Source organism: Variovorax sp. YR634 (assembly GCF_900106655.1).
GTDB lineage: Bacteria > Pseudomonadota > Gammaproteobacteria > Burkholderiales > Burkholderiaceae_C > Variovorax.
Window position 1 is genome coordinate 205457 of the sequence record NZ_FNOL01000006.1, and the last position, 20486, is coordinate 225942.

General features: G+C 68.5%; 15 protein-coding genes. 11 read left to right on the plus strand and 4 right to left on the minus strand.

What is annotated here, in order from left to right; translation table 11 throughout:
• Positions 1 to 19 precede the first annotated feature (19 nt).
• Genes BLV60_RS13715 through BLV60_RS13730 form a run of 4 tightly spaced genes read left to right on the plus strand, consistent with a single transcriptional unit; the run spans position 20 to position 7730 of the window.
• On the plus strand, positions 20 to 4195 hold the full coding sequence (locus BLV60_RS13715) for a YhdP family protein (protein WP_093055296.1): 4176 nt from the start codon (positions 20 to 22) through the stop codon (positions 4193 to 4195).
• Entirely contained in the window at positions 4192 to 5007 is an 816-nt protein-coding gene (locus tag BLV60_RS13720) for a carbon-nitrogen hydrolase family protein (RefSeq protein ID WP_093055298.1), read from the plus strand. The genes BLV60_RS13715 and BLV60_RS13720 overlap by 4 nt, the downstream gene beginning before the upstream one ends.
• A 2-nt stretch (positions 5008 to 5009) precedes the next feature.
• Positions 5010 to 7055, plus strand: a complete 2046-nt coding sequence (locus tag BLV60_RS13725; RefSeq protein ID WP_093055300.1) for an ATP-binding protein — start codon at positions 5010 to 5012, stop codon at positions 7053 to 7055.
• Positions 7056 to 7103: 48 nt separating this feature from the next.
• Complete coding sequence (locus BLV60_RS13730; RefSeq protein WP_093055302.1) at positions 7104 to 7730, plus strand: response regulator transcription factor; 627 nt, start codon at positions 7104 to 7106, stop codon at positions 7728 to 7730.
• A gap of 4 nt (positions 7731 to 7734) precedes the next feature.
• On the opposite strand, the gene BLV60_RS13735 is transcribed toward BLV60_RS13730, so the two are convergent.
• The 3 genes from BLV60_RS13735 to BLV60_RS34390 all read right to left on the minus strand — a co-directional run bounded on the left by BLV60_RS13735 (position 7735) and on the right by BLV60_RS34390 (position 9400).
• Positions 7735 to 8298 carry an OmpA family protein gene (locus BLV60_RS13735; RefSeq protein ID WP_093055304.1) on the minus strand — a complete coding sequence of 188 codons (564 nt, stop codon included), beginning with the start codon at positions 8296 to 8298 and terminating at the stop codon, positions 7735 to 7737.
• Positions 8299 to 8382: 84 nt separating this feature from the next.
• Positions 8383 to 9042: a YiaD family glycine zipper/OmpA-like lipoprotein gene (locus BLV60_RS13740; RefSeq protein ID WP_093055306.1), complete on the minus strand. Its 660-nt coding sequence runs from the start codon at positions 9040 to 9042 to the stop codon at positions 8383 to 8385.
• Between the two features lie 196 nt (positions 9043 to 9238).
• On the minus strand, positions 9239 to 9400 hold the full coding sequence (locus tag BLV60_RS34390; protein ID WP_176928796.1) for a hypothetical protein: 162 nt from the start codon (positions 9398 to 9400) through the stop codon (positions 9239 to 9241).
• Between BLV60_RS34390 and BLV60_RS13745 the strand changes: the two genes are divergently transcribed.
• Together BLV60_RS13745 and BLV60_RS13750 are read left to right on the plus strand one after the other, a co-directional pair.
• The gene (locus BLV60_RS13745) at positions 9399 to 10547 is read left to right on the plus strand and encodes a murein transglycosylase A (RefSeq protein WP_093055308.1); all 1149 of its coding nucleotides are present in this window, start codon (positions 9399 to 9401) and stop codon (positions 10545 to 10547) included. The two genes, BLV60_RS34390 and BLV60_RS13745, sit on opposite strands and share 2 nt — an antisense overlap.
• 149 nt (positions 10548 to 10696) lie before the next feature.
• The gene (locus tag BLV60_RS13750; protein WP_093055310.1) at positions 10697 to 12937 is read left to right on the plus strand and encodes a PhoX family protein; all 2241 of its coding nucleotides are present in this window, start codon (positions 10697 to 10699) and stop codon (positions 12935 to 12937) included.
• 17 nt (positions 12938 to 12954) lie between these two features.
• On the opposite strand, the gene BLV60_RS13755 is transcribed toward BLV60_RS13750, so the two are convergent.
• The gene (locus BLV60_RS13755) at positions 12955 to 13428 is read right to left on the minus strand and encodes an Lrp/AsnC family transcriptional regulator (RefSeq protein ID WP_093055312.1); all 474 of its coding nucleotides are present in this window, start codon (positions 13426 to 13428) and stop codon (positions 12955 to 12957) included.
• Between the two features lie 105 nt (positions 13429 to 13533).
• Between BLV60_RS13755 and mdeB the strand changes: the two genes are divergently transcribed.
• From mdeB to denD, 5 genes are all read left to right on the plus strand, one after another.
• Positions 13534 to 16188, plus strand: coding sequence for an alpha-ketoglutarate dehydrogenase (gene mdeB, locus BLV60_RS13760; RefSeq protein ID WP_093055314.1), 2655 nt, complete (start codon positions 13534 to 13536; stop codon positions 16186 to 16188).
• Positions 16189 to 16247: 59 nt separating this feature from the next.
• On the plus strand, positions 16248 to 17024 hold the full coding sequence (locus BLV60_RS13765) for a FadR/GntR family transcriptional regulator (RefSeq protein WP_093055316.1): 777 nt from the start codon (positions 16248 to 16250) through the stop codon (positions 17022 to 17024).
• 143 nt (positions 17025 to 17167) lie between these two features.
• Complete coding sequence (locus BLV60_RS13770; RefSeq protein ID WP_093055318.1) at positions 17168 to 18496, plus strand: MFS transporter; 1329 nt, start codon at positions 17168 to 17170, stop codon at positions 18494 to 18496.
• Positions 18497 to 18518: 22 nt separating this feature from the next.
• Positions 18519 to 19442 (plus strand): L-threonate dehydrogenase, encoded by a 924-nt coding sequence (gene ltnD / locus BLV60_RS13775; protein ID WP_093055320.1) that lies wholly within the window; start codon positions 18519 to 18521, stop codon positions 19440 to 19442.
• Between the two features lie 26 nt (positions 19443 to 19468).
• Positions 19469 to 20485, plus strand: coding sequence for a D-erythronate dehydrogenase (denD, locus tag BLV60_RS13780; protein WP_093055322.1), 1017 nt, complete (start codon positions 19469 to 19471; stop codon positions 20483 to 20485).
• Position 20486 lies beyond the last annotated feature (1 nt).

The following is a 20486-nucleotide window of genomic DNA, read 5'->3' on the forward strand; positions in this document are numbered from 1 at the left end:
CGACACAGCGCGATCCTCAATGAACGACACGGCGTCTACCCCTTCACGTCTGCTCAAAATCACCGCTGTGACGGCGCGCTGGCTGCTGGGTCTGTTGATCGCTGCATGGCTTCTGCTGGCGCTGTCAGTCGTTGTCCTACACGCGTGGATTGTGCCGCGAATCGGCGATTTTCGCGGCGCACTGGAGGCACAGGCTAGCAAGGCCATCGGCGTGCCGGTACGCATCGGATCGATCACCGCCCGCTCCGAAGGGCTTTTCCCGGCCTTCGAACTGCGCGACGTGGTGCTGCAGGATGCAGACAAGCGAGAGGCGCTGCGCCTCGTGCGCGTGGTGGCCAGCGTGTCGCCGCGCTCGCTCTGGCGGCTCAACTTCGAGCAGCTCTACGTAGAGGGTCCGGAGCTCGACGTGCGCCGCGACACTCAGGGAAAACTCCATGTGGCTGGATTGCACATGGCGACCGATACGACCGGAGAGACCCGCGGTGCCGACTGGTTTTTCGCCCAGCGCGAGCTGGTCATCGAAGGCGGCACCGTGCGCTGGACCGACGAGCAGCGCCAGGCCGAACCCCTGCTGCTGACCGACGTGCGTTTCGTCGCGCGCAACAGCGCCCGGCGCCATGGCCTGCGGCTCGACGCCACGCCGCCGGCCGGCTGGGGCCAGCGCTTCACCCTTCGCGGCCAGTTCCGCCAGCCGCTGCTGTCGATGCGCAGCGGTCACTGGCAGACCTGGGACGGCCAGCTCTATGCCGACCTGCCCTACATCGACGTCACCCGGCTCGGCCAGTACGTCTCGCTCGACGCCCGCATTCGCCAGGGCAACGGCGCGCTGCGCCTGTGGGCCGACGTCGACGACGGCCAGGTCGTCGGCGGCGCGGTCGACCTGGGGCTCGACAAGGTCGACGTCTCGCTCGACAAGGGCCTGCCGCCGCTGGTGCTGAACGCCGTCACCGGTCGTCTCGCGGGGCGGCTCTCCGAGGAAACGCTCGAGTTCTCGACCACTGCGCTGCAGTTCGACACCAGCGACGGCCTGCGCTGGCCCGGTGGCAACCTGTGGCTGCAGCACACGCCGAACAGGGGCCGCACGCCCGAGCACGGCGCGCTGCGCGCCGACCGCCTCGACCTGGCCGCGCTCGCCCTCATCGCCGACCGGCTGCCGCTGGGCGACGCCACGCACCGCGTGCTCGACGCCTATGCGCCGCGCGGCCTCGTCGAGCACGTCGACCTGAACTGGCAGGGCTCGCTGGGCGCGCCCAGCCGCTACCAGGCCAAGGGCCGCGTCAGCGGCCTGCGCATCGCCTCGCAGCCCGGCGCGGCGGATGAGGCTGCGGGCCCGCCCGCAGCGGCGGCCTCGGCACCGTCGGCGACCACCGCTGCGGCCACCCCGCCCAGGGTCCATGCGGGCACCCCCGGCCTGAGCGGCGCCACGATCGACTTCGACGCCACCCACACCGGCGGCACCGCCACGCTCGCCATTGCAAAGGGCACGCTCGAATTCCCGGGCGTGTTCGAGGAGCCTGTCATTCCCATCGACCGGCTCTCGACCCAACTGCAATGGAAGCTCGACAACGGCAACGCGCAGCTGCAGATGTCGAAGCTGAGCTTCGCCAACGCCGACGCCGAGGGCGACGCCCAGGCCAGCTGGCGCACCAGCGACCCGGCCACATCGAGCAGCAAGGCCCGCTTTCCCGGCGTGCTCGACCTGCAGGGCAAGCTGACTCGCGCCGACGGCACGCGCGTGTTCCGCTACCTGCCGCTCGACATTCCCCAGCACACGCGCGACTACGTGCGCGAAGCCGTCACCAAGGGCGTTGCCAGCAGCGTCGACTTCCGCGTGCGCGGCGACCTGCACGACATGCCGTTCAAGGACCCGAAGCAGGGCGACTTCCGTATCGCGGCCAAGGTTGCGGACGTCAACTACGCCTACGCGCCGCCGTCCATCGCGGCGCCGTCGCGCAACGGCGTGCCCGCCCCGGTGTGGCCCCCGCTCACCGGCCTTTCGGGTGAGCTGGTGTTCGAGCGCGACGGCATGCTGGTGCGCAACGCGCGCGGTCGCCTGGTCGGCGCCACCGGCGTGGAGGTGACCAAGGGCGAAGCGCAGATCCCCGAGCTGTCGCACCACGCGCAAGTGCTGCGCGTCGATGTACAGGCCAAGGGCCCGCTCGGCGAGGTGCTGCGAGCGGGCGCGCCGCTGGCCGGCGAAACCGGCGAGATCATGCGCACCGCGCGCGCCACCGGCTCGGCCGACTACAAGCTGCACCTCGAGCTGCCCCTTGCGGCCATGGAGAACGCAAAAGTGCAGGCCTCGGTCGTGCTGGCCGACAACGAACTGCAGGTCGTGCCCGAGGCGCCTTCGTTCACGCAGGCCAAGGGCACGGTCAGCTTCACCGAAACCGGCTTCTCGCTGGCCGGCGTGCAGGCCAGGCTGCTGGGCGGGGACATCCGTGTCGAGGGCAAGGGCCGCTTCAGCGGCCCCAACCGCGAAGTCGCCCTGAAGGCGCAGGGCACGGCCACCGCCGAGGGCCTGCGCGGCGCGCGCGAGATCGACTGGCTCGCTCGCCTCGCGAAGAACTCGACCGGCAGCACGCCCTACGCAGCCACCTTCTCGGTGCGCGACGGCACACCCGAGTTCTCGCTCACCAGCAGCCTGCAGGGCCTGGCGCTGCAACTGCCGCTGCCGCTCGTGAAGACCGCCGAAGAGCAGATGCCGCTACGCATCGAGAAGAAGGTGCTCGCGCGCGAAACCCGCCAGGGCACGAGCGTTGCCACGCAGGACCAGCTCTCGCTCGACCTTGGCCGCGTCGGCGCCGTCCAGTACGTGCGCGATCTCGTCGGCAACGAGGCGCGCGTGCAGCGCGGCAGCATCGGCGTCGGCCTCGCGCAGGGCGAGACGGCCAGCCTGCCCGACAAGGGCGTGTTTGCGAACGTCAACGTCGCCAAGCTCGACATGGCCGCATGGCAGGCGCTGATCGGCGACGCCGCCAGCACCGGCACCGAGGCCGCGGAGCGGGCCGACGATCCGTCGCAGGCCTACCTGCCCACGCGCATCGCAGTGCGCGCGCAGCAGCTCGGCATTGCGGGCCGCACGCTGCACAACGTGGTGCTCGGCGGCACGCGCGAGGGCGCCGTCTGGCGCGCCAACATCGACGCCACCGAACTCAGCGGCTACGCCGAATACCGCCACACGCAGGCCGGGCGCCTCTACGCGCGGCTTGCGCGGCTGAAGATCGCGCCGGCCGAGGCCACGCAGGTCGAGGCCCTGCTCGACGAGCAGCCCGGCACCCTGCCGGCCCTGGACATCGTGATCGACGACTTCGAGCTGCTCGGCAAGCGCCTCGGCCGCGCCGAGATCGACGCCGTCAACCGCGGCGGCGCGGGCCGCGAATGGGCGCTCAACAAGCTGGTCTTCACCATGCCCGAGGCCAGCTTCGCGGCCAAGGGCAGTTGGGCAGCCGTGCCCGGCGCCGCGGCCGGCCAGCGCCGCACCGCCATGACCTTCAAGCTCGACATCGCCGATGCCGGCGAACTGCTCACGCGCTTCGGCATGCCGGGCGTGCTTGCGCGCGGCCGCGGGCGGCTCGAAGGCGACGTCAACTGGCGCGGCTCGCCGTTCTCGCTCGACTACCCGAGCCTGGGCGGGCAACTGCAGGTCGACGTGGAGCAAGGCCAGTTCCTCAAGGCCGACCCGGGCCTGGCCAAGCTGCTCGGCGTGCTGAGCCTGCAGGCGCTGCCGAGGCGGCTCACGCTCGACTTCCGCGACGTCTTCAGCCAGGGCTTCGCCTTCGACTTCATCCGCGGCGACGCGAAGATCAACAAGGGCATCGCCAGCACCAACAACCTGCAGATGAAGGGCGTCAACGCCGCCGCGCTGATGGACGGCTCGGCCGACATCGTGCGCGAGACGCAGAACCTGCGCGTGGTGGTGGTGCCCGAGATCAATGCCGGCACGGCCGCGCTCGTGGCCACCGCCATCAACCCCGCCATCGGCCTGGGCACATTCCTGGCCCAATGGGTGCTGAGCAAGCCGCTCGCGGCGGCGGCCACGCAGGAGTTCCACGTCGAGGGCACCTGGGCCGACCCCAAAATAGCGAAGGTGCCGCGCACCCTGCAGCTGTTGCCCCAGAGCATTCCGAACATCCCCGGCCTGCCGGGCTCGTCGACAGCAGACGAAGGCAAGAAAACGGAGATCACGCAATGAAAGTCGCAGCCATCCAGATGGTGTCGGCCATCGCCCGCGAAGCCAATCTGGCGCGCGCCCACGACCTGCTCGCGCAGGCTGCTGCGGCCGGTGCCGAACTGGCCGTGCTGCCCGAGTACTTCTGCATGATGGGCGCGCGAGACACCGACAAGCTCGGCCTGCGCGAGACCGCCGGCGCGGGTGCGGTGCAGGGCTTCCTGGCCGACGCGGCGCGCGAGTTCGGCCTGTGGATCGTCGGCGGCACGCTGCCCATCGAGAGCACCGACGCCGAGCACGTGTTCAACAGCTCGCTGGCCTTCTCGCCCGAAGGCCGGTGCGTGGCGCGCTACGACAAGATCCATCTCTTTTTCTTCGACAACGGCACCGAGCGCTACGACGAGCGCCGCGTCATCGCGCCGGGCAAGGAGCCAGTGGTGTTCGACCTGCCCTCGCGAGACGGCCACAGCTGGCGCGTGGGCATGAGCGTGTGCTACGACCTGCGCTTTCCCGAGCTGTACCGCGCGCTCGCCAAACAGGGCGCCGACCTGCTGCTGGTGCCCAGCGCCTTCACGCGCACCACCGGCGCCGCGCACTGGGAGGTGCTGCTGCGCGCCCGCGCCATCGAGAACCTGGCCTGGGTGGTTGCGCCCGCGCAGGGTGGCACGCACGAGAACGGTCGCCACACCTGGGGCCAGTCGCTGGTGATCGACCCCTGGGGCACGGTGGTGGCGCAGCAGGCCACTGAAGAGGGCGTGGTGCTGTTCGACATCGACGCTGCGCAGGTCGAGCGCACGCGAACCCAGCTGCCCGTGCTCTCGCACTGCGTTCTCTAGCGATGTCCGATGCGCTGCTGACCGTCGCACCGCAGCGGTGGGCGCTGCTGGCGTACGCGCGGCTGCGCTCGCTGTGGCAGCGCTGGTTCTTGTGGCTGCTGCTGGCGGTGCTGGTGTCGGTGCTGCTGGTCACGGTGGTGTGGCTCGCGGGGCGGCACGAGGTCGAGCAGGTGCAGGCGGCGCTCGACCGCGACACCGCCGACGCCGTCTCCGACCTGCGCAGCGGCTTCCAGCGCAATGCGCAGAGCCTGCGCGCCACGCAGGCTCCGGGCGTCGACCGCGCGCAATGGTCCGAGGTTGCGGCCGCGCTGCTGCGTGAGCATCGCGAATGGCTGCGGCTCGAATGGCGCGACGCCGCGCTGCGCCCGCAGCAGGCCGTCAACACGCCCTATCGCATGCGCATCCTCGACGAGGAGAGCCGCGGGGCCGAGCAGTCCGACGTGACGCTGGCCTGCGCCGCCGCGCGCAAGCTCGGCGCGCCGGCCTATTCGCCGAGCCACTACGTGCCGATTGCCGGCGGCGGCGGCATCGAAGTGATGGAGCTGTGCGTGCCCATCGATGCCGGGGGCTATCTCGTGGCCAGCTACTCGCTGCGCGACGCGCTGATCGAACTGGTCGGCCCCACGCTCACGCGCGGCCAGGAAGTGGCCTTCACCGAGGCCGACGGCACGCGGCTGGTAGCGCTCGGCACCTCGCGGCGCACCGGCACGCGCGTGTTCACCTCGCAGCAGCTCATCGACCTGCCGGGCACCGCGCTGATGCTGCGTGTCGACGGCTGGCGCGCCGCACCAGACCTGTTCCCGAACATGCTCACGGCGCTGGTCACGGCGATCTCCATCGCGCTGGTGTCGGTGCTGGTGCTGCTCGCGCGCGACACGCGCCGCCGCCTGCGCGCCGAGCGCGACCTGGCCGATGCGCTCGCCTTCCGCAAGGCGATGGAAGACTCGGTCATCACCGGCCTGCGTGCGCGAGATTTGCAGGGCCGCATCACCTACGTGAACCCGGCCTTCTGCGAGATGGTCGGTTTCAGCCCCGAGGAGCTCATGGCCGACAACGCCGATGCGCCCTACTGGCCCACCGAGCTGGCGCACGAGTACCAGCAGCGGCAGGCGCGGCGCCTTGCGGGCGGCATGCCGCCGCGCGAAGGCTTCGAGTCGGTCTTCATGCGCAAGGACGGCACGCGCTTTCCGGTGCTGATCTTCGAGGCGCCGCTGATCAACGCGCACAAGGTGCAGACCGGCTGGATGAGCGCGTTCATCGATGTGAGCGAGCAGCGCCGCATCGAGGAGCTTTCGCGTGCCAGCCAGGAGCGACTGCAGGCGAGCGCGCGGCTTGCAACGGTGGGCGAGATGGCCTCGCTGCTGAGCCACGAGCTCACGCAGCCGCTGGCCGCCATCGCCAGCTACGCGAGTGGTTCGCTCAACCTGCTCGGGCCGCATGCCAAAGGCGACCAGGGCGAGGTCGCGATGGCGGTGAGGCGCATTGCCGAGCAGGCCGACCGCGCGGGCCAGGTCATTCGCAGCGTGCACGACTTCGTGCGCCGGCGTGACCGCACGCGCGAGGCCGTGGCGCCGCAGGCGCTGATCGACGCGGTGCTGCCGCTGGTGCGGCTGCAGGCGCGCAAGCTCGGCGTGATCATCGAGGTGGTGCTGGAAGACCGCCTGCCCGCGGCCATGTGCGACCGCACGCTGGTCGAGCAGGTGCTGCTGAACCTCGCGCGCAATGCGATGCAGGCCATGGACGGCCCCGACAATGTCGGCAGCCGCGTGCTGCGGCTGCGCGTGGCGCGCGCCAACGCGGTGGGCGCCGCGGTGCAGGAAGACGGGCGGCGCTGGCTCGAGTTCTCGGTGGCCGACCTGGGCAGCGGCATCAGCGAGGAAGTTGCCGAGCGGCTCTTCACGCCCTTTTTCACCACGCGTGCCGATGGCATGGGGCTTGGCCTCAGCCTGTGCCGCACGGTGGTGGAGCAACATGGCGGGGCGCTGGTGTTCGAGCCGAACAAGCCGCGCGGCACCGTGTTCAGATTCACGCTGCCGGCCGCGGGCTGACGGCGTTTCAATCAATCAATCAAACAATCTTCTGCTGGATCTCACCGCATGCAACCGCTGATCGATGGCTTGATCTTTATCGTGGACGACGACGCCAGCGTGCGCGAGGCGCTGGCTTGGCTGCTGCGCTCGCGGCGCCTGGCCAGCGAGCACTTCGCAAGCGCCGAGGCCTTCGAGCAGTTTCTCGACCAGGGCCCGTTGCCCGAACAGCCGCTGTGCCTGTTGCTCGACGTGCGCATGCCCGGCACCAGCGGACTGGTGCTGTTCGACCGGCTGGCCGAGCGCGGCCTGCTGCCCTCGATGCCGGTGATCTTCCTGACGGGCCACGCCGACGTGCCGACGGCCGTCGACGCGGTCAAGCGCGGTGCTTTCGATTTCTGCGAGAAGCCGTTCTCGGACAACGCGCTGGTCGACCGGATCGAGCATGCGTTGAATGCGTCGCTTCAGGCGCTGGAAGTGCAGCGCGTGCGGCGCGGGCTGGCCGAGCGCATCGGCGAGCTGACCGACCGCGAGCGCGACGTGATGCGGCTGGTGATCGAGGGCCTGCCCAACAAGCTCATCGCCGACCAGCTCGCGATCAGCGTGCGCACGGTGGAAGTGCACCGCGCGCGCGTGTTCGACAAGATGGAAGTGAAGTCGGCCGTCGAATTGGCCAACCGACTTCGGGATCTCTAGAAGATCAGACCTTTTCCGCGACGAAGATTTCGACGCGGCGGTTCTGGGCGCGGCCTGCTGCCGTGCCGTTGTCGGCCAGAGGCTCGCGCGAGCCGCGGCCGTCGGTGGTGATGGCCGTGGTCGACACGCCGCGGCCCACCAGGTGATTGCGCACGCTGTCAGCGCGGCTCACCGAGAGGCGTTCGTTGCCTTCTTCGCTGCCCGTGTTGTCGGTGTGGCCGACCACGCGCACGCTGGCGGCGGTGGCGTTCTTCAGGCCGTCGGCGACCTTGTCGAGTACCTGAGCCAGGTTGCGCTTGACGTTGGCGCGGCCGGTGTCGAACGACAGCTCGTTCGGAATCACCACGTGCAGCTGGTTGTCGGCGGTCTGTTCGATCACCGCGCCCGTGCCCTTGGTCGAGGCTTCCAGGTCGGTCTTCAGTGCGGCCAGGCGGGCCGTCCAGCTGTTGGCTGGCGCAGCCGGTGCAGCAGCCGGAGCGGCGGCTGCCGGCGGCGGCGACTGCGAAGCGCAGCCCGCAATAAAAAGCAAAGCGGCCGCAGCCGCACTAGCAACAACAAACTTCCTCATGAATTTCCCTCTCTATGGACCAATGGAACGGTAGTGGTGGGAACCGGCCTTTCAGCGCGGCCGGTTTCCCGGGGTGGTGAACGCTCAGCCCTGCGGCGCGCGCTCGCCCACGTAGATTTCGACTCGGCGGTTCTGCGCACGGCCGGCATCGCTGTTGTTGTCGGCAATCGGTTCGTGCGAGCCGCGGCCCTCGATGCGGAAGGCCGCCGCGTTCACGCCGCGCGCCACGAGGTAGTCGCGGGTACTGGTGGCACGCTCGACCGACAGCGGGTTGTTGATGGCGTCGGAGCCGGTGCTGTCGGTGTGGCCGATGATGCGCACCTCGGCGTTCGGGTTGTTGCGCAGGCCGTTCGCGAACTGGTCGAGCACCGGCGCGAAATTCGACTTGATGTTGGCGCGGCCCACGTCGAAGGACACGTCGCTCGGGATCTGCAGCTTCAGCTCGTTGTTCGGCGTCTGCGTCACGGCGATGCCGGTGCCCTGCGTGGCAGCTTCCATCTGGCGCTTCTGATTTTCCATGCGCTGCGACCACAGGTAGCCGCCGAGCGCGCCGGCTGCCGCGCCGAGCACCGCACCCGTACCGATGGCGCCGCGGTTGCCGCCCGTGGCCGAGCCGATGGCGGCGCCGCCGAGCGCGCCGATACCGGCGCCGATGCCGGTGTTGCGCTGCGTGTCGGTCATGCCGCCGGCGCAGCCGGACAGGATGAGCGCTGTGGCAGTGGTGGCGAGTACAAACTTTTTCATGGCGATCCCTTTCTAGGTTGAATCAGGCGGGCCACAGCTTAGCTTCCGGGCGTACGCGATGGTACGGGCTCAAAGCCCCACAGAAAATAAGAAAAGTTTCGCCATAGCGCATGAATGCTACGATGATTGCTACTAAAGTAATAGCGATGGGGTAGTTGTCCGACATGGCGGCGCGGCGCGGGACTGCACAAGCAATTCACGTTTCCGGCGGCGGGTTTCGATCGGTGGCGTCGCGGCCTGCTTCAGGCTCGTCGTCGTCATGCAATTCACCCTTGTTGCGGCCGGAAAACATGGTCCACCAGATGATCAAGATGAACACGAGTCCCGCGGCGAGGGCTTCAAGCAGAATCAAACCCATGAGAAATGGACTCCAGTGGCTGGTCGGGCTTGTGATCGTAGCAACGCTCGCGGCCTGTTCCACCGGCCCGCGCGCGCCCGAGGCCCCCACCCGCCCCCCCGCCACCCAGCCGCGAGACCTCGGTCCGCTCACCGGCTCGCTCGCGCACCCCAAGAGCCGCTGGGTGCCGGTCGGGTGGGGCGAGCTGCCCGGGTTCGGCGAAGACCCGCTGCACGAGGCCTGGATCGCGCTGCTGGCGAATTGCTCGCGCCCCAACGCCGCCTTCGCGCCGCTGTGCCGCGACGTGCGCCAGCTGACCATTGCCACCCCCGAAGAGCAGCGCCAGTGGATGACCGACCGGCTGCAGCCCTATCGCATCGAGGCGCTCAACGGCCAGACCGAAGGCAAGCTCACCAGCTACTACGAGCCGGTGTACGAAGCATCGCGCGTGCCCACCGCCACCTTCAACGTGCCGATCTACCAGGCCCCCGACGGCCTGGTGCCGCGCCGTCCCTGGTACACGCGCCAGGAGATCGAGACCCTGCCCGAAGCCCAGGCTGCGCTGCGCGGCCGCGAGATCGCATGGATGGCCGACCCCATCGACGCGCTGATGCTGCACATCCAGGGCTCCGGGCGCCTGCGCATCACCGAGGCCAACGGCTACCAGCACACCGTGCGCGTGGCCTTCTCGGCCACCAACGAGCAGCCCTACCGCAGCGTGCAGCAATGGCTGATGAGCCAGGGCGTGAGCAAGGTCGGCAAGTGGCCCGACGACACCAAGGCCTGGGCAGCGCAGAACCCGCAGCGCGTGACGCAGCTGATGTGGAGCAACCCGCGCTACGTGTTCTTCCGCGAAGAGACGATGAGCGAGGTCGACGCCGCCTTCGGCCCGCGCGGCGCCCAGGGCGTGCCGCTCACGGCCGGCCGCTCCATCGCGGTCGACCGCGAGAGCATCCCGTACGGCACCCCGGTGTGGCTTGCGTCCAACGGGCCGGCGGCGCAACTGCAGAAACTGGTGGTGGCGCAGGACACCGGCAGCGCCATCCTCGGCGCCGTGCGCGCCGACTACTTCGCGGGCACCGGCGCGGATGCGGGCAGGCTTGCGGCGAGCATGAACCAGCCGCTGCGCCTGTGGGCGCTGTGGCCGCGGCAACTGCCCGCGCCCTGAGCCTCGCGGGCCTGAAGGGTTGATGAAGAGGTACTGAAAACAGCCTGATTCAACCTGACTGGAGCCTGAGCAATTCACGGAGTCGTCATACGAAGTGCCTAACTTCGCGGGCTGGTTTCTCCCCCAACCCACGAAGAAAGACATTGCGCATGACCGCAAATACCCGCACCGACGATCCCTCGGTCGACCTCGACGACATCGGCACCAACCCCACGTCGAACCCCTCGTTCACCGACCTGATCGCCTCGCGCCTGAGCCGCCGCCATCTGTTCGGCCTGGGCGTCGGCACTGCCGGTACCGCGCTGCTCCAGGCATGCGGCGGCGGTGGCGGCGGTGGCACCAGCTTCCCGGTCCTGCCCCCGGCCCCCGCACCCGCCCCCCCTGCGCCGGCTCCCGCTCCTTCCCCCGCTCCGATGAAGCTCGGTTTCAATGCCGTCGCAAAGAGCCTCGCCGACGTCGTGACCGTGCCTGCCGGCTACACCGCCAGCGTGCTGTATCGCCTGGGCGACCCGATCGCCTCGGGCGTCGCTGCCTACAAGAACGACGGCACCGACGACGCCACCACCTACGACCGCCGCGCCGGCGACCACCACGACGGCATGACCTTCTTCGGCATGAATGCCTCGAACAAGTGGGATGCCGCCAACGCCTCGCGCGGCATGCTCGTGATGAACCACGAGGCCATCACGCCGCTGTTCCTGCACCCCGCCGGCCAGACCATCACCGGCACCGGCAATGCCGCCGTGCGTACCGTCGCCGACGAAGTGCTGCGCGAGTTCTACCTGCACGGCGTGAGCGCGATCGAGGTCAACAAGAGCGGCAGCACCTGGAGCTACAAGCAGGACTCGACTTTCAATCGTCGCGTCCACACGCTGACCGAGATGACCTTCTCGGGCCCGGCCGCCAAGACCGACTACCTGAAGACCAAGTACTCGACCGACGGCAGCAAGACCCGCGGCACGCTCAACAACTGCGCCAACGGCACCACGCCGTGGGGCACGTACCTGACCTGCGAAGAAAACTGGGCCGGCTACTTCCGCCGCATCAAGGCCAACGACGACCCCCAGCGCACCGCGAAGGAAATCGCAAGCTTCACCCGCTATGGCGTGGCCAGCGCTGGCCGCGAGCTCTGGGCCACCGTCACGCCCGACACTGCCGACAACCTGTATGGCCGCTGGAATACCGAGGTCATCGGCGCGACTGCCGTCGACGACTACCGCAACGGCTCCAACACATACGGCTGGGTGGTCGAGATCGACCCGTTCGCTCCCAGCAGCACGCCGAAGAAGCGCACCGCGCTCGGCCGCTTCGGCCATGAAGGCGCCTGCCTCGGCCCGGTCGTGGTCGGCAAGCCGCTGGTCTGGTACATGGGCGACGACTCGCAGAACGAGTACCTCTACAAGTTCGTGTCCACCAAGAACTGGGACGCGGCCGACGTCGGCGGCGGCATTGCGGCCGGCGACAAGTACATGGACGACGGCAAGCTCTACGTCGCCAAATTCAAGGCCGACGGCACGGGCGACTGGCTCGAACTGAAGCTCGGTGTCAACAACATCACCTCGAGCTACGCCGGCTATGCATTCGCCGATGCGGCCGATGTCGTGATCAACGTACGCCACGCAGCCGATGCGGCTGGCGCCACGAAGATGGACCGCCCGGAATGGACGGCCGTCAACCCGAAGAACGGCGAGGTGTACCTCACCCTCACCAACAACTCGGCACGTCCGGTCACTGGCACCGACGCGGCCAACCCGCGTTCGTACAACGACCCGAAGAACGGCGTCGATCAGAAGGGCAACCCGAACGGCCACATCATCCGTTTCGCGGATGCCGGTGGCGACCCCGCCGCCGCCACCTTCAAGTGGGACGTGTACCTGTTCGGCGCGCGCTCGACCGCGTCGGCCGACGTGAACCTGTCCGCCCTTGGCGCTGACAACGACTTCTCCAGCCCTGACGGCATGTGGTTCAGTCAGGCCGCGCCCGGCCTGCTGTGGATCGAGACCGACGACGGCAAGTACACCGACGTGACCAACTGCATGCTGCTCGGCGCCCTGCCGGGCAAGGTCGGCGATGGTGCCGCGAAGACCATCACCAACGTCGATGGGGGCACCACCGCCACGCAGGCCACCTTCGTCGGCAAGGCCCCGGGCACCGACGGCCTGCGCCGCTTCCTCGTTGGCCCGGTTGATTGCGAAATCACCGGCATCGCCGAATCGGGCGACGGCCGTGCGCTGTTCGTGAACATCCAGCACCCGGGCGAGAACACGGCCAAGGCCAACATCAGCGATCCGACGAAGTTCCTCAGCCACTGGCCGCAGGGCGGCACCGCCCGTCCTCGCTCGGCGACCGTGGTCATCACGAAGGACGACGGCGGCCTGATCGGCCTCTGATCAACCTTTGAGCGTCCCTACAGCGGCGCTGCCGGCAACGGCAGCGCCGTCTTGTATCGCACTTGCTTGAGCGCAAAGCTCGAGCGGATCTTCTCGATTCCCGGAATCGGCGTGAGCTGTTCCAGGATGAATTTTTCCAGCGCCGCCATGTCCGCCACCGCGATACGGATCAGGTAGTCGCTGTCGCCCGTCATCAGGTAGCACTCCATCACCTCGTCGTGCTCGGCGATGCGTTGCTCGAAGTCGGCGAGCGACTGCTTGCTCTGCGTCGTGAGGCTGATCGAGATGAACACGTTGAGCCCCAGGCCCAATGCCTTCGCGCTGACGAGCGCCACATAGCGGTCGATCACGCCGTTCGCTTCGAGCACCTTCACGCGCGCCAGGCAGGGCGACGGCGACAGGTGCACGCGCCGCGCCAGCTCCACGTTCGACAGCGCACCGTCGCGCTGCAACTCATCCAGAATGCGCAGGTCGATGGCGTCGAGTTGCATGAAATGCTTTGAATTCAAGAAATGGCGGAATTTTATGCTGCGAGGCTGGCGTGGGATTGCCCGCGCCAGTAGCTAATTTTCCGCAAGGCGGCCTAAAGTGCCGGTATGAACGCCCCGATTTCCGCCGACCAGATGCGCGCCTTGCTGCTCGACCCGCAGCTTTCGCACGACCCCGATCCCGCCGAGACCGCCGAATGGCGCGACGCCTTCGTGGCGCTGGCGCAAACACAGGGGCCGCAGCGCGCCAGGCAGATGCTGGTCGAGCTGGCCCGCCTCGCGCGGCAGCAGCGCATCGGCTGGCAGCCCGAACTCGCGACGCCGTACGTCAACACCATCGCCGCGGAAGACCAGCCGCCGTTCCCGGGCGACCTTGCCATCGAGGAAAAGCTCGCCTCGCTCATGCGCTGGAACGCACTCGCGATGGTGGCCAAGGCCAACCAGGCGTATGGCGAACTCGGCGGCCACATCGCCAGCTATGCCAGCGCGGCAGACCTGTTCGAGACCGGCTTCAACCACTTCTTTCATGCGCGCAGCGAGCAGCACCGCGGCGACCTCGTGTTCTTCCAGCCGCACAGCGCCCCAGGTGTCTATGCGCGGGCCTACCTCGAAGGCCGCCTGAGCGAAGAAGACCTGAAGCACTACCGCCAGGAGCTCACCGCTCCCGCCTTCGTCGACGGCAGCGGCGCGCGCGGCCTGTGCAGCTATCCGCATCCGTACCTGATGCCGGACTTCTGGCAGTTCCCCACCGGCTCGATGGGCATCGGCCCCATCAGCTCGATCTACCACGCGCGCTTCATGCGCTACCTCACGCACCGTAACCTGCTGAACTGCGAAGGCCGCAAGGTGTGGGGCGTGTTCGGCGACGGCGAGATGGACGAGCCCGAGTCGATGAGTGCGCTGACGCTCGCCGCGCGCGAAAAACTCGACAACCTCGTGTGGGTCGTCAACTGCAACCTGCAGCGCCTCGATGGCCCGGTGCGCGGCAACGGCCGCATCATCGACGAGCTCGAAAAGCTGTTTGCCGGCGCGGGCTGGAACGTCATCAAGCTCGTGTGGGGCAGCGACTGGGACGGCCTCTTCGCGCAGGACACGAGCGGCGCGCTGGCCCGCGTGTTCGCCAACACCGTCGACGGCCAGATGCAGACCTTCGCCGCAAAAGACGGCCGCTTCAACCGCGACAACTTCTTCGGCCAGAACCCCGAGCTCGCGCGCCTGGCCGAGGGCATGACCGACGAGCAGATCGACCGCCTCAAGCGCGGCGGCCACGACCTCGTGAAGATCCATGCGGCTTACGCGGCTGCGGCCAAGCACAAGGGCCAGCCCACCGTGATCCTCGCCCACACCAAGAAGGGCTACGGCATGGGCAGCGCCGCGCAGGGCAAGATGACCACGCACTCGCACAAGAAGATGGGCGACGTGGACCTCATCGAATTCCGCGACCGCTTCAACCTGCCGCTGACCGATGCGCAGGCCACCGCGATGGACTTCTATCGCCCCGCCGAAGACAGCGCCGAGATGCGCTACCTGCGCCAGCACCGCGAATCGCTCGGCGGCGCCATGCCGCGCCGCGACACTGTTTGCGACGTGGTGGCCAAGCCCGACATCGCGAGCTACGCGCAGTTCGCCACGGCCGCCGCCGGCAAGGAAATGAGCACCACCATGGCCTTCGTGCGCATGCTGGGCAACCTCATGAAGGACAAGGCCCTGGGCCCGCGCATCGTGCCCATCGTGGCCGACGAGGCGCGCACCTTCGGCATGGCCAACCTGTTCAAGCAGGTGGGCATCTATTCGAGCGTGGGCCAGCGCTACGCGCCGGAAGACATCGGCTCGGTGCTGAGCTATCGCGAAGCCACCGACGGGCAGATCCTCGAAGAAGGCATCAGCGAAGCCGGCGCCATCGCGAGCTGGACGGCGGCCGCCACCAGCTACAGCGTGCATGGCCTGGCGATGCTGCCCTTCTACATCTACTACTCGATGTTTGGCTTCCAGCGCGTGGGCGACGCCATCTGGGCCGCGGCCGACCAGCGTGCGCGCGGCTTCCTGCTCGGCGCCACGTCCGGGCGCACCACGCTCGGCGGCGAAGGCCTGCAGCACCAGGACGGCAGCAGCCACCTCGTGGCCGCGACCATTCCCAACTGCAAGGCCTACGACCCGGCCTACGCGGGCGAGATGGCGGTGATCGTCGATGCGGGCATCCGCGAGATGATGGTCGAGCAGAAGGACGTGTTCTATTACGTCACGCTCATGAACGAGAACTACGCGCAGCCCGATGTGCCCGAGGGCGCGGAAGGCGACATCCTGCGCGGGTGCTATCGCTTCGGCACGTATGCGCCGGCATCGGGCAAGGCGAAGAAGAAGGTCACGCTGATGGGCTCCGGCGCGATCCTCACAGAGGTTGTGAAGGCCGCGCAGCTGCTGGCCGAAGAAGGTATCGAGGCCGAGGTGTTCAGCGTCACGAGCTGGAGCGAACTTGCGCGCGACGGGCTGGCTTGCGAGCAGCGCGCGTTGTCGGGTGAAGAAGCCGGCACCGCGTTCATCGCGCAGCAGCTCGGCAAGGGCAGCAAGGCGCCCATCATTGCCGCCACCGACTACGTGCGCGCCGTGCCTGAGAGCGTGCGTGCCTTCCTGCCGGAAGGCCGCCGCTACATCACGCTGGGCACCGATGGTTTCGGCCGCAGCGACACGCGTGCGGCGCTGCGCGGGTTCTTCGGTGTCGATGCGGCCAGCATCGCGCGGGCTGCTCGCCACGCGCTGAACTGAGGCCGCGGCGGTCGCGCAGGGCCTGCGTTAGAGTCGCAGGCCCCACCCCATTCGCGCCCATGACTGCCCGCTTCCAATCCCTCGCCCCCAGCGTCCGCCTGGCCGACCAGGTCGCCGATGCATTGGCCGCCGAGGTGCGCAGCGGGCGCCTTTCCGAAGGCGACCGCCTGCCGACCGAGACCGCGCTGGCCGAGCAGTTCGGCGTGAGCCGCACCGTGGTGCGTGAAGCGGTGTCGCGGCTCAAGTCGCTGGGCCTGCTCGACTCGCGCCAGGGCAGCGGCGTGTATGTGCGTGCCGCCGGCGTCGAGCCGCTGCGCTTCGAGATGCCGCACGTGGCCTCGCGCGAAGCCGTCATCCAGATGGTCGAGCTGCGCCGTGCGCTCGAAGCCGAAGTGGCAGCGCTGGCCGCCGAGCGCCGCACGCCAGACGATGTGCAGCGCATCCGCGACGCCATCGACGCGCTGCACGCCGCCGCGGAAGCGGGTGGCAACGGAGCCGACGAAGACGTGCGCTTCCACCGCGCTATTGCCGAGGCTGCGCGCAACCCCTTCCTCATCGGCACGCTGCAGTACCTGCGGCAGTTCCTTCACGGCGCCACCCGCGTCACGCGCGCCAACGAGGCGCGCCGCGCCGACTTCGCGCGCGAGGTGGCGCAAGAGCATGCGCGCATCGTCGAAGCCATCGAGGCCGGCGATCCGCTGCGGGCGCGCGAGGCGGCCAAGAGCCACATGGACAACGCGATCCGCCGCATCGAGCAGGCCGATCCCGCGTTCTGGCAGCAGGAAGGCGCGCAGCTCGCGCGGCCCTTGGTCGAAGGCTGGCCAATAGGCAGCTAAAGCGAGCTGTAGGCAGCCGAGCCGACACAGAAAGACACCAGAAAGTCGCCGCGAACGGCGCGATCTCCGGGTTTACCCGGGTCAGTTCACAAATCTCAAATTTGTATGATGACCTGACAAATCAACCGAGACAAAGCTTTCTCATGACTTCCTCGACCCTCCAGGCCGGCGCCATGCCGTCGTCCGCCGCAGCCGATGCCGCGCTCGAAAAGCGCACTTACGCCAAGGTGTTCTGGCGCCTCGTGCCTTTTCTCATGCTTTGCTATGTGGTCGCGTACCTCGACCGCGTCAACGTGGGCTTCGCCAAGCTGCAGATGGGCCAGGACCTGGGCTTCAGCGAAACCGTGTTCGGCCTGGGCGCGGGCATCTTCTTCCTCGGCTACTTCCTGTTCGAGGTGCCGAGCAACCTGCTGCTCAACCGCGTGGGCGCGCGCATCTGGATCGCGCGGATCATGATCACCTGGGGCCTGCTCTCGGCCTGCTTCATGTTCGTGAAGACGCCGACCAGCTTCTACATCCTGCGCTTCCTGCTCGGCGTGGCCGAGGCGGGCTTCTATCCGGGCGTGATCCTGTACCTCACGCACTGGTATCCGGCGCACCGGCGCGCGCGGATCATCGCGGTGTTCATGTCGGCCATTCCGGTGGCGGGCATCTTCGGCAACCCGCTGTCGGGCTGGATCATGGACAGCTTCCACGGCGTCTCGTCGATGAGCGGCTGGCAGTGGATGTTCTTGATCGAAGCCGTTCCCGCCGTGCTCGTGGGCGTGATGGTGCTGGTCTACCTCGACAACGGCATCGCCCAGGCGCGCTGGCTGAGTGCTGAAGAAAAGGCGCTGCTGCAGCGCGAGGTGGCGCGCGACGCCGCCCACGGCGCCAAGGGCCCGCACTCGGTGGCTGGCGTGTTCCGCGATGCGCGCATATGGTGGATGGCGTTCATCTACTTCGCCTTCGTCATGGGCCAATACGCACTCACTTTCTGGCTGCCCACGCTGGTCAAGGCCACGGGCGTGCAGGGCAACCTGAACATCGGGCTGCTCAGCGCGATCCCCTTCGTCTGCGCCATCGTCGCGATGAACCTCTTCGGCCGCAGCGCCGACCGCCGCCAGGAGCGCCGCTGGCACCTGATCGTGCCCGCGCTGATGGGCGCGATCGGGTTCACGGTCGCGGCTTCGTATACGCAGAACACGGTCGTGTCGCTGGCGTTCCTCTCGCTCGCAGCAGCCGGCGTGCTGACCTGCGCGCCGCTCTTCTGGTCGCTGCCCACCGCTTTCCTCACGGGCACGGCTGCTGCTGCCGGCATCGCGGCCATCAACTCGGTGGGCAACCTCGCGGGCTTCGTGAGCCCGTACCTCATCGGCTACCTGAAAGACCTGACCGGCAGCACGCAGATCGGCATGTACGTGCTGGCCGGTGCGCTGGTGCTCGGCGCCATCGGCGTGTGGCTCACGCCCAAGCAACTCGTCAATCGCTGACCTCGAAAGAAAGAATCCCTGCATGACTTCCACCACCACCCCCCCCGTCGTCGGACTCGTGGGCCTCGGCGCCATGGGCGCCGGCATGGCGCAATCGCTGCGCCGTGCGGGCCATGCGCCGCACGTGTTCGACGTGCGCCGCGAGGTCGCCGAAGCCTTCGCGCGCGATGGCGGCACGGCCTGCGACACGCTGGCCGCGCTCGGTGCGCAGTGCGACATCGTGGTCAGCGTCGTCGTGAACGCGGCGCAGACCGAGTCGGTGCTGTTCGGCGACGGCACCACGCCCGGCTGCGCCGCATCGATGAAGCCCGGCAGCCTGTTCGTGATGTGCTCCACCGTCGATCCGAATTGGTCGGTGGCGCTCGAAGCGCGCCTTGCCGCGCAGGGCATCCTGTACCTCGACGCGCCCATCTCCGGCGGCGCAGCGAAAGCTGCGAGTGGCCAGATGACGATGATGACCGCCGGTACGCCCGCCGCCTACGAGAAGGCCGGCGCGGTGCTCGACGCGATGGCCGCCAAGGTCTACCGCCTGGGCGACAGCGCGGGCGCGGGCAGCAAGGTGAAAGTCATCAACCAGCTGCTGGCCGGCGTGCACATAGCCGCGGCTGCCGAGGCCATGGCGCTGGGCCTGCGCGAAGGCGTGGACCCTGCGGCGCTGTACGAAGTCATCACGCACAGCGCCGGCAACAGCTGGATGTTCGAGAACCGCATGGCGCACGTGCTCGCGGGCGACTACACGCCGCTGTCGGCCGTCGACATCTTCGTGAAGGACCTGGGCCTGGTGCTCGACGTGGCGCGCGCGACCAAGTTTCCGCTGCCGCTGTCGTCCACCGCGCACCAGATGTTCATGCAGGCATCGACCGCGGGCTATGCGCGCGAAGACGACAGCGCGGTGATCAAGATCTTCCCGGGCATCGAAGTGCCGGCGCCGAAAAAACAGGCCTGAACAAGACAAGAAGGACACACTCGCTCATGAACATCCTCATCACCGGCGGCTGCGGCTTCCTCGGCGCCCGCCTCGCCCGCACGCTGCTTGCGGGCGGCAACCTCGCACTGGCCGGCGGCGCCGCGCAGCCCGTGTCGCGCATCACCCTGGCCGACCGCGTGCCGCCGCCCGCCGACCTGGCCGGCGATGCCCGCGTGCAGTTCGTGCAGGGCGACCTGTACGAGCAGGCCGGCAACGGCGCGCTGCCGCTGGCCGATACCGACGTGGTGTTCCACCTCGCCGCCGCTGTGAGCGGCGAATGCGAGGCCGACTTCGACCTGGGCATGCGCAGCAACCTCGACACCACGCGCGGCCTGCTCGAGGCCTGCCGCCGCGCGGGCCACTCGCCGGTGTTCGTGTTCTCCAGCTCGGTCGCCGTGTTCGGCGATTCGCCCGAGCAGCGCCTGCCCGCAGTGATCGAAGACACCACGCTGCCGACACCGCAGAACAGCTACGGCATCCAGAAATTCATCGGCGAGCAGCTGGTGGCCGACTTCACGCGCAAGGGCTTCGTGCAGGGCCGCAATGTGCGGCTCATGACGGTGTCGGTGCGCCCGGGCAAGCCCAACGGCGCGGCCTCCAGCTTCCTGAGCGGCATGCTGCGCGAGCCGTTGGCCGGCGAGCGTGCACGCTGCCCCGTGTCGCCCGACACGCCGGTCGCGCTGGCATCGCCCGGCAACACCGTCGCGGGAATCGTGCGCGCGGCCACCGCCAGCGCGACCGAATGGGGTGCACGCACGGCGATCAACCTGCCGGCATTGACGACCACCGTGCGCGAGATGGCGCAGGCGCTCGAACGCATTGCCGGCAAGGACGCCACCGGCCTGATCGACTGGGAGCCCGACGCCGCCATCGCGAAGATCGTCACCAGCTGGCCCAGTCGCATCCACGCAGCGCGCGCCGAAGCGCTGGGCCTGAAGGCCGACGCCAGCTTCGACGCCATCCTGCGCGACTATGTGCGCGAAAACGCACAGGCCGTGAAGCTGCCTGTCGTGAAGGGCTGAG